This is a genomic window from Kribbella sp. NPDC051952, assembly GCF_040680855.1.
GTDB lineage: Bacteria > Actinomycetota > Actinomycetes > Propionibacteriales > Kribbellaceae > Kribbella.
Genome location: NZ_JBFAXQ010000010.1, coordinates 97,320 through 111,456, shown reverse-complemented (window position 1 = coordinate 111,456; position 14,137 = coordinate 97,320). Strand labels below are relative to the sequence as shown.

The following is a 14,137-nucleotide window of genomic DNA, read 5'->3' as shown; positions in this document are numbered from 1 at the left end:
CCGCGGACGGGGAAAACCGGTGGCACCCGCGGCACCGGTTCCAGCACTTGGACCTCAAGGACCTGTCGACGTCCAGGCTGCGCGGCGATGGGCCGCGCAACTGGCCGAACGGCACGGCATCCCACTGGTCGATCTGTGGACCGTCACTCCGGAAGCGGAGGCGACGGCGCTGATGGACGAGAACCTGGCCCGGTCCTGGACCGCGATGCCGCTGGCGATGCGCGACGGCGAAGTCCTCGTCGTACTCGCGGATCCGGCGCTCGCGGTCCAGATCGAGGAGTCGCTCGGCCATCCGGTCCGGCTGGCCCTCGCGGCCGCGCCGGACATCGTCCGCGCGATCGACAACACCTACCGCGCGCTGGCCGGGATCGACGCACCGATCCAGCAGTTCCAGGCCAGGGATACCGCGCCGGAGCCGGACGAACTCGTGGTGAACGAGGACGCGCCGGTCGTGCAGGTGGTCCAGCTGATCATCACCCAGGGCCTGCGCGACCGGGCCTCGGACATCCACATCGAGCCGCACGACGACCGGGTCCGGGTGCGGTTCCGGGTCGACGGCGCCTTGCGCGACCAGCTCGATCTGCCCGGCACGATCGGGCCGGCCGTGGTCAGCCGGATCAAGGTGCTGGCGGACCTCAACATCGTCGAACGCCGTCGTTCCCAGGACGGTCAGATCCGGATGCAGGTCGAAGGGCGAGACGTCGACATCCGGGTCTCGACCGCGGCAGTGGTCGGTGGGGAGAAGGTCGTACTGCGTCTCCTCGACCGGAGCCGGCCACTGTTCCGGCTCGGTCAGCTCGGGATGCCCCCCGAGTTGACCGAGCGGTACTCCGCCCTGCTGCGAACGCCGTACGGGATGGTCATCTGCGCCGGGCCGACCGGGAGTGGCAAGACGACCACGCTGTACGGGTCGCTGGGCGAGATCGACAGTCCCGAGCGCAATGTGATGACGATCGAGGACCCGGTCGAGTACAGCTACGCCTCGATCAACCAGATCCAGATCAACGAGACGGCCGGGATCACCTTCGCCACCGGGCTGAAGTCGATCCTGCGGCAGGACCCCGACATCATCCTGGTCGGCGAGATCCGGGACGTGGAGACCGCGCGGATCGCCGTCCAATCCGCTCTGACCGGGCACTTTGTGCTGTCCTCGGTGCACGCGACCGACACCGCGACGGCCCTGCATCGCCTGCTGGACATGGGCATCGAGAACTTCCTGGTCGCGTCGTCGGTGAGTGCGGTGGTCTCGCAACGGCTGATCCGCAAGATCTGTGAGAACTGCCGCGAGTACTACGACCCACCGCCGGTGGAGCGGGCCTTCATGCAGAGCAGCGGTGCCGAGGCTCCGGCCGGCGGGCTGGTCCGCGGTGCGGGCTGCAACTTCTGCGCGCACACCGGCTACCTCGACCGGACCGGTGTGTACGAGCTGATGCCGGTGTCCGACGCGATCCGGGAGCTGGTGGTCGATCAGGCGCCGCTCGCGGAGATCCGCAAGATCGCCTGTTACGAGGGCATGCGAACGCTGCAGGAGGAGGGCGCCCGGCTGGTGCAAACCGGGATCACCACGGTCGCAGAGGTCTTCCGCTCGATCTACACGGTAGGGATGCGATGACGAGATACAGGTACGTCGCGGTCGAGGCCGACGGGAGCACCAAGCGGGGTACGACGCGGGCCCCGAGCCGCGAGGAGGCCGAGGAGGCGTTGGTCGACCGCGACCTCCACAACATCCGCCTGACCGAGAAACCGGGCCTGCTCCAACTGGAGATCACCGCACGGCGGGTGAAGCGGGAAGAGGTGATGCACCTGACCCGGCAGCTCGGTGCGTTCGTCGCGGCCGGCCTGCCGCTGACCGAGTCGGTCCACAGCCTGGGCCGGGAGGCGGAGAACTCGTCGGTGCGCCGGATGATGCTGGAGGTCGAGGACGGCCTGCGCGACGGTGAGACCCTGTCGGACTGCTTCGATCGGCACCCGCGGATCTTCCCCGAGTTCTACCGTGGCATCCTGCGGTCCGCCGAGCTGAGCGGTCGCCTCGACACCGTGCTCGGCCAGCTCGCCCGTTACCTGGAACGCGATCTCGAGGCCCGTCGCCGGATCAAGCAGGCCACCATCTACCCGGCCGTCGTCGCCGCGATGTCGGTGGTGACTCTGGTCGTGCTGGCCGGTTTCGTACTGCCCCGGTTCCGGGAGTTCTTCGCCAGCCTGGGCGCCAAGCTGCCGCTGCCGACCAGGATCCTGCTGGCGATCACGGAGTTCCTGAGCAGTTGGTGGTGGGCTCTGATGATTGGCACGGGGGTGCTCATCCTCGCCCTCGTCTACGTGCTCAGTACGACGCCAGGCCGCTACCTGCGCGACCGGTTGCTGCTCGCGTTGCCGGTGATCGGCCCGACCGTGCAGTTCGCGCTGGTCGAGCGCTTCTGCCGGATTCTCTCGTCGATGGTCAGTGCAGGTGTCCAGCTGCCGCAGGCGTTGCGCGTCGCGACCGGCTCCTTGCCGAACCGCGTGTACCGCCGGTCGTTGGCTCGCGTGATGGAGGCGATGTTGCAGGGCGAGGGCCTGGCCCGGCCGCTCGCCGCCTCCGGGTTGTTCCCGCCCACTGCGGCCCAGATGCTCCGGGTCGGCGAGGACACGGGGACGCTCGACGGTCAGCTCGAGGTCACCGCGCAGTACTACGAGGGCGAGCTGGACTACAAGCTCAAGAAGCTGATCGGCCTGTTCGAACCGGCCGTGATCGTGCTGATGGGTGGCGTGGTCGGGTTCGTGGCGATCGCGCTGGTGTCCGCGATGTACGGGATCTTCCGGCAGGTGCAGGGCTGATGCGGGAGCGCGGGGAGAGCCTGCTCGAACTGGTGGTCGCGATCGGGTTGATGGGCGTCGCCATCGTCGCGGTGATGTCCGGTCTGACCACGACCGTGCTGATGTCGGACGTCCAGCGCAAGGAGGCGACCGCCGGTACGACGGTTCGCGACTACGCGGAGGCCCTCCAGAAGTACGTTGCCGATGGCCACTACGTCGCGTGTGCCTCGTCGTACGCCGTACCTGGCTTCGTCCCGCCGGACGGGTTCACGGCGCGTGTGGTGAGCGGGTCGGTGCAGTACTGGACCGGGGCGTTGTGGCTGCCGTTGTGCCTGCCAGATCGCGGAGTGCAGCGGTTGAGGGTGTCCGTCGCCAGCACGGACGGACGTGCCGCCGAGAGTCTGGACGTCGTACTGCGGAAGCCCTGCCGGCCGGAGGATCCACCGTGCAGCTGAGGCGCGCCGAACAAGGCTTCACGCTGATCGAGGTGCTGATCACGATCGCCCTGATGGGGGTCGTGTCGCTCGCACTGTCCGACCTGGTGATCAACGCATTGCGGCAGATGAGTGCGACGTCCGACCGGCTGGACATGTCGCAAGATTCCCAGCTCGGGTCGACGTACTTCTCTCGAGATGTGGCGGCAGTGGGACTGCGGGACTACGGCGCTGTGGGCGCTGACGGGTTGTTGCCGTTCAAGCCGTCGGTCGAGCTGGATGCGGCCTTCAGCGTGGGTGGGGTCACCTGTGGTCCGCTGCCGGACGCAGCGGTGCGGTTGCTGTCGGACAATTGGGATACCACGGTCACGCCGGCAGTTCGGCGTACTGCTGTGGTCGCTTACTACGTGAAGGTCGCCGACGGGGTCAGCGAGGTGCGCCGCGCGCAATGCCTCGAGCCGAGTACGACGCCCACGTCCGACGTACGTATTGCGTCCAATGTGAAGCCGGGGAGCCTGACGGTCACGTGCTCGAGTGCCTGTGATGCAACTGTTCTGCCGGAGGACATCACGTTGCGCTTCCTGCTGACGAAGCCGTCGACCGGTGACTACGAGGTCGTCCTCAGCGGACTGCGGAGGCAGGGGTGAGGCGCCGGGACGAACGCGGGTCGTCACTCCTGCTCGTGCTCGTGGTGATCACCGTGATCGGGGTGGCGCTGTCCGCGCTGTTGACCCGGACCGACACGGCGCAACGGGTTTCGAAGAGCCTGCAGGGGGAGACCGCGGCGTCGTACACGGCTGACGGTGCGATGGAGGCCGCGATCAACAACCTGCGGAACAGCACCTACAACGGCGAACCGGGGCAGCGGTGCTTCGGACTCTCCAACACGCTGTCGCTGGTGCTGTTCAACGGTTTGGACTCCGCCGCTGTCACGTGTCGGCCGGATCCCAAGCAGGTGGTGGTGCAGTGCCATGACGCGGCTGACTGCAACCGGCCGGACAACGCGATCCTCACGCTGGGCCGGATCGCGGGGGAGGACGGCCTGTCGATCAACCAGCCCGCCGGTTCGAACCTGCAGATCCACGGCGACGTGTCGTCGAACTCGACGGTCTCCGTGGCATCCGGCTCGCTGAAGGTTCTTGGTTCGCTGTCGGCGCGCGGTGGATGTACCGGAGACGTGCTCGGCTTATGCGGTTCTGTTCTGCCGCACGGAGACGACCCCGGCTATCCGTCACCGTTGACGGCGGTGCCGGTCCACCGGTCGCTGCCGGCCTGTACGACGCCTAACTCCGTCGTCACGTTCTTGCCTGGCTACTACGACGACGCTGTCGGGCTGAGCGCGATGATGAAGAGCGGCAGTGCTTGTCACGGGAGCACGTGGTGGTTCAAGCCGGGCTCGTACTACTTCGACTTCCACAACACCGTTAATCCGCTGCTGTCTGCTGGTGAGAATGTCTGGACCATCGAGGACGGCAATCTGGTCGGTGGAACGCTGGCCGGTGGTCCGGTCGTGATCCCCGGCTCGTGTCTCAGTCCGCTGAGTGGTGCGACCGGTGGGGTCCAGTTCGTCTTCGGCGGGGACAGCCGGCTCGAGGTGAAGGCGTCGGCGAAGGCCGAGCTCTGCGGGAGCTACTCCTCGACCCGGCCGGCGATTGCTCTCCAGGGACTCACCGGCGGGGTTGAGTCCCTGGAGTCGTCGGCTTTGAAACCGACTGCGGTCTCACTGCTGAGCAAGTTCGGGCTGACCGCGACTCCGGGCCGGCTGAGCACGGTCGACGGTGTTGCGGCCAGTTGGAAGAGCACGGTGGCGGGGGACAGCGCTGGGCTCACTCTGAACGGTTACACGCCGGCTGGCGTGATTCCGGCCGGCTCGGTGCTTCAGTCGGCCGCATTGAAGGTTACTCATCGGCACAGTGATCCGGGGTCGACGGATCAGCTTGATCTGTCGGTCGACGTCGGCTCGGGTGCACCTCTCACTGCGTCGGTGACTGGCGGGTCGGGCGGAACGGCGTACCAGACCGAGACTGTCCCGCTCGATGCGGACCGGACTGGGGCGCTGGCTCGGGCTGTTTATGGCGGGACATTCACCGGGGCCAGCGTGGCGCTCTTTGCGCGGCTTGCGGCGAAGGACGACACCGAGGACATCGATGCGGTTCGGCTGGAGCTCAGCTTCACCCCGCCGGCGTTGCGGGCTGCGGATGGGTGTGTGACGGACGGGCCGTATCCCAGTAGTACAAGCGCTTGTGCCATGGTCAAGGCGGCCGGGCGGTTCTACGTGCAGGGCACGGTGTACGCGCCGGACGGGGTGCTGGATCTGACGGTCGCGCCGAGCCCTTCTGCGGCGGTGCTCCGAGCTGGTGCGGTGATTCGTGCGTTACGGATCACCGCAACGGGAACGCTGTCCGGTGTGGTGGTCGATCTGCCGGACAATTCGCCCGGTTTCACCTTTGGCTTGCACCTTGCGGCGTACATCTGTCCGGGGGCGCTGATCTGCGCGCCCAGTGGCCGCCCGGCGCTGCAGTCGAGAATCGGGCTGGTCGACGCCGATCCGACCGCTCCGGTCGCCGGGCGGCGCGCCGTGACCGTACTCGGATGGTGGCGACCGGGCTGATGGTGATGTGTCGAGTGGCTCCTTCGCTGATCTCTACCGCAAAGGTGTCACGCTGCGTAGTTTGGTCTGCGGGGGAATTCATGAGCGAGTTGGTCAAGGTTGTCGTCATCGACAGTCACACGCTGGTCCGGTACGGACTGGCCGGTCTGGTCGACCAGGAACCGGATCTGGAGATCGTCGGGAACACCGGCCTCCGCGCGGAGGCGGTCGGGATCGTGCTGGCCGCGCGCGCGAATGTCGTCGTACTCGATGTGACGCCGCCTGATCTCGAGGGTCTGCGTACTGCGCGCGATCTCCGGGACCGGTACACCGAGTTGGGGATCGTGCTGCTGGCGCCGGAGGGCCAGGACAGCGTGCTGTTCGATGCGCTGGAGTCCGGTGTGTCCGCGTTCGTCGCGAAGACCGCGCCGACGGACGAGATCCTCGCGGCGATCCGGCATGCGGCTGTCGCGCCTACGTCGTTCACGGCGACTGGGCTAGGTCCCGCGATGGCTCGGCGGGACCAGCCCAGCGGGCAGACGCTTCTGAGCCCTCGCGAGACTCAGGTCCTGCAGTTGCTCGGCCAGGGGTTATCGGTGCGTGCGATCGCGGTGGCGTTATCGGTCAGCGTGTCGACGGCTAAGACCTACGTGGAACGGCTCTACGAGAAGCTCGAGGTCTCCAACCGGGCCCAGGCCATCATGACCGCCCTCCAACGCGGGCTCATCGCTCCTAAGGCCTGAGTACCAAGCGTCCGCGTACGCCGCCTTTGGCCAGCCGGGCATACGCCGCGGCGGCGTCGTCGAGTGGGTAGGTCTCGGCGACGCGGGTCGAGACGACGCCTGCCTCGATCAGGCGCACAAGCTCGTCGAGAACGGTGCGGGTCGCGTGGACGAACTGCTGGACCACGGTGATCCCGCGTAGGTGCGGCGGCAGCGGTCCGCCTTGTAGGTGCACATGTCGGCCACCGTTGCGGACAGCCTCCTGCGCTCCGACTCCGACGATCGCGGCGTCTATCAGACCGTCCACGCCCTGCGGAACGATCTCTCGTACGGCGGCCGACAGGTCGTGCGACCGTGGAACGAAGTGGTCTGCGCCCAGGCGCCGTACCAGCTCCTCGTCCTCCGCGGCCGCACTGGCGATCACGGTCAGCCCGAAGTGCTTGCCGAGCTCGATCGCGTACCCACCGACGCCGCCGGCCGCGCCGGTGACCAGCACTGTCTGGCCGGGTTCTCGTTGGAGTGTCGTGTACGCCTGCAAGGCCGTGGATGCGTTGAGCGGGAAGGTCGAAGCTGCTGTCAGGTCGACGTTCTGTGGTGCCCGGGTGACCGCGTCTGTGTCGAGTACGACGTACTCGGCGTGTGTCTTTAGTGCCCGGCCCAACAGGTCGGCCAGCCCGACTACCGCCGTACCCGGCTGGAGGTCGACACCGGGGCCGACCGCGTCCACGGTGCCGGCGACGTCCCAGCCGAGGCCGAACTGCGGTCTGGCCGCGGTCAGGCCGAACTGGACGGCCAGGCCGGCGTTGACGGCCAGGTCCACGGGATTGACTGCTGCGGCGGCTACTTTGATCCGGACCTGGCCCGCGGCCGGCTCGGGTACCGCGATCTCGATCAGTTCCGGTTCGTCGAGCCCTCGGGCCACCAGTGCGCGCATATCGTTCGCTCTCCTTATTTGTGTTGGAGACACCACTGTCGGAGAGTTACTCTCTGGCGGGAAGTACGCACTTCGAAGTGGGTATCGCACGACGAGGAGAGCCATGCCGACGCGCACCGCCGCCCAACGCCGCGAAGTTGCCGCCCGGGAGTACGACGCCTTCCTGGCGACCTGCCCGGCCCGGCAGTTGCTGGACCGGATCAGCGACAAATGGGTGACGCTCATCCTCACCGCTCTGTCGGACGGGCCGCAGCGGTACTCCGATCTGTCCCGCCGGATCGCCGGTGTCAGCCAGAAGATGCTCACCCAGACCCTGCGCCTGCTTGAACGCGACGGGCTGGTGAGTCGGTCGGTCACGCCGTCGGTCCCGGTGCGCGTCGACTACGAGCTGACCCAGCTGGGCCAGACCCTGATGCCGCTGATCGCCGCGATCAAAGACTGGGCCGAAACCCACATGCCCGAGGTCACCACGGCCCGATCCGCCTACGACGCCGAAAGCGCCTCCGCGTGACCGACCCGTCTGCTGCTGACCGGCGCGTGGTCGTCCTCGTCGTACCCGCCCAGGGGACGTGGGCCCCACCCGGCCGCTCACCCGACGCATGGCGCCTAGCCCTGGCCGAAGACACCTACGAAGTCCTAGCCGCCCTAGACCGCGTAGAAGTAGCAGTAGCCGTCGTCACCCCCTCCGTCGCCAACTCGTCAGACCCGGCGGTGGCTGAGATTGCTGAGCTGACTTGGCCCGGGACGCCGGTGTACGCCGTCAGCTCCGACCGGCCGATCCTCGACGCCGTCGAACTCGCCGGCCCGGCTGCCGCAGTAGTCGCCGTCTCGTACGACGTACCCGACCTCCCCGGCCTCCTCATCGGCAAACTCTTCCGCGCCCTCAGCAGCGCGGACATCGCCGTAACCCCCGCCGAAGACGGCACGCTCGCCGCAATCGGAGTCAACCTCCCATCCGCCTCCTGGGTAGCCGCGGCAGCCCCAACGTTCGATACCCCGCTGTCCGAACTCGAGTCCCACAAACCCCGCCGCCACGCCGTTGCTATCGGCCCCGGTTGGCACCGTCTGCGATCGTCCGCTGACATAGCGCGACTGGATCCCGGCCTCGAAGGCTGGGACGCGACAAGATCCCTACTTCGTCACTCCTGACCCGTCACCTTCCTGCGCTCCGCTCGTTCTCCAAGCAGCGGGAACTCCTGGGGGAGTCCGGACTGATCTCGATGCCGTTCAGGGGCGGTACTTCGAGCCAGCCCACCCCCGCTCGACGGTCGCACCCGGGGGGATGCGATCAGCCCAAGCCCCACCCTGACGGGGCCGACGGCAACCACACGGGGAAGCAACAAACGAGCACCACCGGGGGATGGGACTCGACGGGGACCAAGCAGCAAATACGACAACGGAATTCCGTAGTCCAGCGGGGGACTCACGGGGACCATCCCATCGGGAGTAAGGAGCCCGATGGGATGCCACCGCGAACCAGCACGACAGCAACACGCCACTGGAAACGAGCAGTTCAACGGGCGACACGGGGAACCCGAGGACAGTGCGAGCTCGCCACCAGCGGAAGAGGCACCACCCATCGGGGGATGGATCCAAACGCGAGCCCACGGGGGACTGTTAGTAGAGCAGGCTCGCAAGGCACCCATCGGGGGATGGGAGCAACACAAAGGGGAAGCAGCACAAGGGGAAGTAATACGCGGGAGTAGTACAGGGCGGGACTCGGGTGGACCAGCAGCCTGGTGGGGACAACGGTACGACCCGGGGGCGGAGCTCGGCTACGGGTCGCGGGCCGGTCGTCCGACGCGTCCGGGTGCACTCGCAGCCCTGATGGTTAGTCCATCGGGATGCGGCGGGATGGAAGAGCAGGGATACGAGGGCTCTTCTGGCCGGTAGGTAGGGGGTGGGCCGGTTGATCCAACCGGCCCACAGCTCTACCCGTCGTACGTCTCTCCCCGATCCAACCTCGTACGTGTCTCCACGCTCCAACGCCGTACGTCTCCATGCTCCGACGCCGTACGTCTCCCTTGCCCGACGGCGTACGTCTCCCTGGCCCCGACGACGTACGTGTCTCCCCGGTCCACGTCGTACGTGGTTCCCTGACCCAACGCCATACGTGATCAAGTTGGGTCACACAGAACCACCCAGCGCCCACGGGACCATGCCTCGCGACACGCCACCACCCAGCGCCCACGGGACCATGCCTCGCGACACGCCACCACCCAGCGCCCACGGGACCATGCCTCGCGACACGCCACCACCCAGCGCCATTCGGGGCCACGCATCGCCAGACGCCACCACCTAGCGCCTACGGGATCACGCATCGCCTACGGGACGCGCCGCGAATGCGGGAGCATCTTCGTATCTGGGGTCGGTGCCGTCATCGCCGTACCGGCCGGCCGATTCCGCCGCTGCGGTCGACGCGGTCTGTGGGTGCTTCGTGTTGGCGGTGTGCAGGGTTAAGCAGGGTGTGTGCGCGGGCCGCGGGTGCTGGGTGGGGTGAGGTGGTCGCGGGCGCGGGTTGCTAGTTGGCGGACTGTGGGGTCGAGGTCTTGGGGGAGCGCGTCGAGGGGGAACCATGCGAGGTCGTGGGACTCGTCGCTGACGGTGTAGTCGGTGCTCGCGGTGGCGGTGACGACGTACTGGACATCGAGGTGGAATGCGCCGGCGCACCCGCCCGCAAGGATCTGATGCCGCGAGAGCTGGACCGGAGCCGGCGTGATCGTCAGGCCGTCCAGGCCGGATTCCTCAACGGACTCACGCAAAGCCGCACCAACCAACGTGATGTCGTCCGGCTCGCAATGTCCGCCGAGCTGGAGCCAACGACCGACCGTCTTGTGCAACGTGAGAAGCACCCGACTACCCGACGCGTCGACCACGAGCGCACTCGCCGTGATGTGCTCCGGCCGGGAACTCCGCCAAACCCCATCCGCATGCTCCTTCAAATGCCGCAGATAGTGCTCCCGCAACTCCTCCTGCTCACGATCAGGCGCACTCCACCCCTCCAACACCCCAACCGCATCCCGATGAAGCACCCCATCCGCCACCAAGCCACCATCAATCACCCGCCAAGTCTCCCCCACCCCACCGAAGCCCCATCCACCCACCACAAACCACGTATCCCCACCCCATCACCACACGAACCCACGCCTTGCTCCAGGCCGTGCGAGATGCCGACCCGCCCCACCCACCGAAGACAAACAGGAGGTGCGACAGCGCTCCACGAACATCGACAGCGCGCTCGGTGGAGCCCATGACTGTCACCGCGGGCAGTCTCGTCCTGCTGGGTGGCGTGCGTGCGGACATCCTGCCCGGCGGACGGAGCAGGTGGGAGTTCAGCTCGTGGAGCGGAGGTTATTTGGTGGGGGGTTCGCCGGATTCGGGGGGTTCTTCGTTGGGGAGGAAGTCGGTTATGTCTATGTCGGCCAGTTCGCCGGCGTGTTGGGCGAAGCCGATGGGGTCGTCCAGGTCGGCGGCGCTGGGGAGGAGGTCGGGGTGCGACCAGAGTTCGTCGCGGCCGGCTACGCCTCGGGCGTCGCGGACGGCGGCCCAGAGGTTGGCGGCGTCGCGGAGGCGGCGGGGGCGGAGTTGGAGACCCACCAGCGTGGCGAACGTCTGCTCGGCCGGTCCACCGGCGGCGCGGCGACGGCGTACTGTCTCGGCGAGCTGGACGGCGGCCGGCATCCGGTCCTTGGTCGCTTGCCGTACGACGTCGTCGACCCAGCCCTCGACCAGCGCGAGGTTCGTCTCGAGCCGGACCAGAGCCGCCTTCTGCTGTTCGGAGTCCTCGGGCTCGAACAGTCCGCCCGCTAGGGCCTCCTGCATGGCCTCCGGGTTCTGCGGGTCGATCCCGGACATCGCGGACTCGATCTTCGCGGTGTCGACCTCGATGCCGGCGGCGTAGTCGGCGACCGCGGCCAGCAGGTGCTGACGCAGCCACGGCACACCTGCGTACAGACGCTGATGCGCGACCTCACGCAGAGCCAGATAGAGCCGAACGTCCTCGTCGGTCAGCCCAAGACCCTCGGCGAACTTCGCGACGTTGTCGGGAAGCAAGATCGCCTGACCGGTCGGTCCGAGCGGCAGCCCGATGTCGGACGAGCTCACAACCTCGGTCGCGAGCTCCCCGAGCCCCTGACCGACCTGCGCGCCGAAGACGGACCCGCCCAGCTGGCGCAGCATGCCGGCCATCGGGCCGGCGAACTGCTGTGCCTCGGCCGGAAGGGCATTGCCCATCGCGCCGGCGACGTGCTCGGCGACCGGGTCGACGATCGTCTGCCAGACAGGCAGCGTGTTCTCGACCCACTCCGCCCGGCTCCAGGCCGCGGATGTGGCGGACACCTCGGGCAGCGTGGTCGCCTCGTCGAGCCAGTGCTCGGCCAGCCGGACCGCGTCCGATACCCGGTCGGTGTCGGCAGCGACGATCGACCGGTCGCCGGCGGCGGAGACGGTCTTGCGGGCGATGTCCTTGGCCAGATCCCAGTTCACCGGCTTGCCGTCGGTGGAACCGCTCAGCATCTGCTGGACCTGGGCGAAGATCGCGTTCAGATCCGGGGTGCCGCCCGCGCCGGCCGCACCGGAGAACTGCTGGAACATGGCCTCGAACGGAGTTCCCTTGAACGGGTTGTCCGGTTCATCGCTCATGTCAGTGGGCCTTCCTGTGCGGGTGGGGCGTACATACTCCAACGTACTGGTTCCACCCACCGGTTCCGCCCCCGGCGAACGGATTAACGCTCCAGTTCACCCGGGGCAGACCCACCTCCCGCCCGCAGGCGGCGTGGATCGCGGGTAGGTGAGCAAGGCAACAGTGTTGAACGGCCCGGAAGAAGGGCGGATTCGGGCTGGAGGCAGATAAGAGGGACAATCGGGTGTTCGGGGTAGCTGGGTGCGGGTCGGGGGCCTGCCGGGAATGAGGGACGGATGAGCGACACGATCAGGCTGCTGGACATCCGGGCGGATGTCCTGTCCAGCGACGAGGTGCTGGCTGCCGTCTCCGATCCGACCGCAGGTGGGACCGCTCTCTTCATCGGGACCGTGCGCAACCACGACCAGGCCAAGCCGGTCGATCGGCTCAGCTACGAGGCACACCCGGACGCGCTGGAACACCTGCGGAAGGTAGCGCTGCGTATCTGTGACGACCCCGCCGTGACCGCGCTGGCCGCCGTCCACCGGACCGGCGACCTGAGGATCGGGGACGCCGCCGTGATCGTGGCCGTGGCCGCTTCTCACCGGGATGTCGCGTTCGCCGCGTGCCGTCGGCTGATCGACGATCTCAAGGCCGAGGTTCCGATTTGGAAACACCAGCACTTCACCGACGGTGCCAGCGAGTGGGTCGGCGCTCACTGACACGTACGCTGGGCGCATGAAGGTGGCCGGATGAAGGTTTTGGCGTGGCTGGCGTTCCCGCTGGTCGCCACGCTGCTGGCGATGTGCTGGGCGGCGTGGCGTGGGCGGAGCCGTGGCCCGCGCCGATCCGGTGGTGCCTTCGACTCGGTCGACGACTTCCGTCGGTTCAACGAGGCGATCGCCGCGCCCGGCCCGCGCGCTGTTCCGCCCCGCCGCCGCGGTCTGGGCCGCCGCGCTGACACACCGTCCACCAAGATCGCAGGGCAGGGTTCGTGACACGTCGTACCGCCACATTGGTCGCCTCGATCGTCGTGCTCGTCATCTCGCTCGGACTGGTCACCGCGTTCCCGGTGCCGTTCGTGTCGTTCAGCCCGGGCCCGGTCAAGGACACCCTGGGTACGGCGAAGAACAAGCCGGTCATCGAGATCACCGGGCACGAGACGTTCCCGACCAGCGGCCAGCTCGACCTGACCACCGTGTCGGTCACCTCGCCGGACCGTGAACTGACCCTGCCGCAGGCGATGCGGAACTGGCTCGACCCGCACCACGACCTGTTCCCGCGCGACATCATCTATCCGCCGGATCAGAGCGCCGACGAGGTCGAGCAGCAGAACACCGCAGAGATGACCGGTTCGCAGGACAGCGCGATCGCAGCCGCACTCCAGGCGGCGAAGGTCCCGTTCCACGCGAAGGTCTCGACGGTCTCCAAAGACACCCCGGCCGAGGGCAAGCTCAAGGCCGGCGACGTCGTCCTCGCAGTCGACGGCCAGACGGTGACGCAGGTCCCGCAGGTCGGCGACTTCGTTCGTAAGCACAAGGTCGGCGAGAACGTCGTCTTCCTGATCCGCCGCGGTTCTGCCGAGCAGACCGTGCAGCTGAAGACCGCTGCCACGCCGGGGGAGACGACGCGGCCGATGGTCGGCATCACCATCGGAGTCGACTCTCCGGTGAAGGTGACGGTCAACCTCGGCCAGGACATCGGCGGCCCGAGCGCGGGGACGGCGTTCGCACTGGCCATCTACGACAAGCTGACGCCAGGCCCGCTGCTGGACGGCAAGCACGTCGCCGGCACCGGCACGATCGACGCACTCGGTCAGGTCGGCGCGATCGGCGGCATCCAGCAGAAGATCGCCGGCGCCAAGAACGACGGCGCCACGGTCTTCCTGGTCCCGGCCCCGAACTGTGAAGCAGCACTGCATGCCGACGTGAAGGGCATCCGGCTGGTGAAGATCAGCACCCTGAGCGACGCGATCACCGCACTGCAGGCGGTCGCCACCGGAAAGGGAGATGTCCCGGCATGCACATCCTGAGCCACCTGTAC

General features: G+C 67.7%; 14 protein-coding genes. 11 read left to right on the top strand and 3 right to left on the bottom strand.

From position 1 onward, the window contains the following. The first annotated feature begins 19 nt into the window (after positions 1-19). The 6 genes from AB0L70_RS20100 to AB0L70_RS20075 all read left to right on the top strand — a co-directional run bounded on the left by AB0L70_RS20100 (position 20) and on the right by AB0L70_RS20075 (position 6,560). Positions 20-1,612, top strand: a complete 1,593-nt coding sequence (locus AB0L70_RS20100; RefSeq protein WP_363686121.1) for a GspE/PulE family protein — start codon at positions 20-22, stop codon at positions 1,610-1,612. Further along, positions 1,609-2,814: a type II secretion system F family protein gene (locus tag AB0L70_RS20095; RefSeq protein WP_363686119.1), complete on the top strand. Its 1,206-nt coding sequence runs from the start codon at positions 1,609-1,611 to the stop codon at positions 2,812-2,814. The genes AB0L70_RS20100 and AB0L70_RS20095 overlap by 4 nt, the downstream gene beginning before the upstream one ends. After that, positions 2,814-3,248, top strand: coding sequence for a type II secretion system protein (locus AB0L70_RS20090; protein ID WP_363686117.1), 435 nt, complete (start codon positions 2,814-2,816; stop codon positions 3,246-3,248). The genes AB0L70_RS20095 and AB0L70_RS20090 overlap by 1 nt, the downstream gene beginning before the upstream one ends. Further along, positions 3,239-3,874, top strand: a complete 636-nt coding sequence (locus AB0L70_RS20085; protein ID WP_363686115.1) for a prepilin-type N-terminal cleavage/methylation domain-containing protein — start codon at positions 3,239-3,241, stop codon at positions 3,872-3,874. The genes AB0L70_RS20090 and AB0L70_RS20085 overlap by 10 nt, the downstream gene beginning before the upstream one ends. Then, complete coding sequence (locus AB0L70_RS20080) at positions 3,871-5,838, top strand: hypothetical protein (protein ID WP_363686113.1); 1,968 nt, start codon at positions 3,871-3,873, stop codon at positions 5,836-5,838. Before AB0L70_RS20085 ends, AB0L70_RS20080 begins: the two co-directional genes overlap by 4 nt. Positions 5,839-5,918: 80 nt before the next feature. Beyond that, entirely contained in the window at positions 5,919-6,560 is a 642-nt protein-coding gene (locus tag AB0L70_RS20075; RefSeq protein WP_363686111.1) for a response regulator transcription factor, read from the top strand. Here the strand turns inward: AB0L70_RS20075 and AB0L70_RS20070 are convergent. Next, entirely contained in the window at positions 6,550-7,473 is a 924-nt protein-coding gene (locus AB0L70_RS20070; RefSeq protein ID WP_363686109.1) for an NADP-dependent oxidoreductase, read from the bottom strand. The two genes, AB0L70_RS20075 and AB0L70_RS20070, sit on opposite strands and share 11 nt — an antisense overlap. A gap of 103 nt (positions 7,474-7,576) precedes the next feature. Between AB0L70_RS20070 and AB0L70_RS20065 the strand changes: the two genes are divergently transcribed. Next, on the top strand, positions 7,577-7,984 hold the full coding sequence (locus AB0L70_RS20065) for a helix-turn-helix domain-containing protein (RefSeq protein ID WP_363686107.1): 408 nt from the start codon (positions 7,577-7,579) through the stop codon (positions 7,982-7,984). Further along, complete coding sequence (locus tag AB0L70_RS20060; protein WP_363686105.1) at positions 7,981-8,622, top strand: hypothetical protein; 642 nt, start codon at positions 7,981-7,983, stop codon at positions 8,620-8,622. The genes AB0L70_RS20065 and AB0L70_RS20060 overlap by 4 nt, the downstream gene beginning before the upstream one ends. 1,307 nt (positions 8,623-9,929) lie before the next feature. Here AB0L70_RS20060 and AB0L70_RS20055 read toward each other — a convergent pair. Both AB0L70_RS20055 and AB0L70_RS20050 read right to left on the bottom strand, forming a co-directional pair. Next, positions 9,930-10,517 carry an NUDIX domain-containing protein gene (locus tag AB0L70_RS20055; RefSeq protein WP_363686103.1) on the bottom strand — a complete coding sequence of 196 codons (588 nt, stop codon included), beginning with the start codon at positions 10,515-10,517 and terminating at the stop codon, positions 9,930-9,932. A gap of 307 nt (positions 10,518-10,824) precedes the next feature. Continuing rightward, complete coding sequence (locus tag AB0L70_RS20050) at positions 10,825-12,114, bottom strand: zinc-dependent metalloprotease (protein WP_363686101.1); 1,290 nt, start codon at positions 12,112-12,114, stop codon at positions 10,825-10,827. A 276-nt stretch (positions 12,115-12,390) separates the two neighbouring features. On the opposite strand from AB0L70_RS20050, the gene AB0L70_RS20045 reads away from it, so the two are divergent. Genes AB0L70_RS20045 through AB0L70_RS20035 form a run of 3 tightly spaced genes read left to right on the top strand, consistent with a single transcriptional unit; the run spans position 12,391 to position 14,126 of the window. Further along, a complete protein-coding gene (locus AB0L70_RS20045; protein ID WP_363686099.1) occupies positions 12,391-12,816 on the top strand; it encodes a molybdenum cofactor biosynthesis protein MoaE in 426 nt (141 codons plus the stop codon). 30 nt (positions 12,817-12,846) lie between these two features. After that, a complete protein-coding gene (locus AB0L70_RS20040; RefSeq protein ID WP_363686097.1) occupies positions 12,847-13,092 on the top strand; it encodes a hypothetical protein in 246 nt (81 codons plus the stop codon). Continuing rightward, the gene (locus tag AB0L70_RS20035) at positions 13,089-14,126 is read left to right on the top strand and encodes a PDZ domain-containing protein (protein ID WP_363686095.1); all 1,038 of its coding nucleotides are present in this window, start codon (positions 13,089-13,091) and stop codon (positions 14,124-14,126) included. Before AB0L70_RS20040 ends, AB0L70_RS20035 begins: the two co-directional genes overlap by 4 nt. Positions 14,127-14,137: the final 11 nt, after the last annotated feature.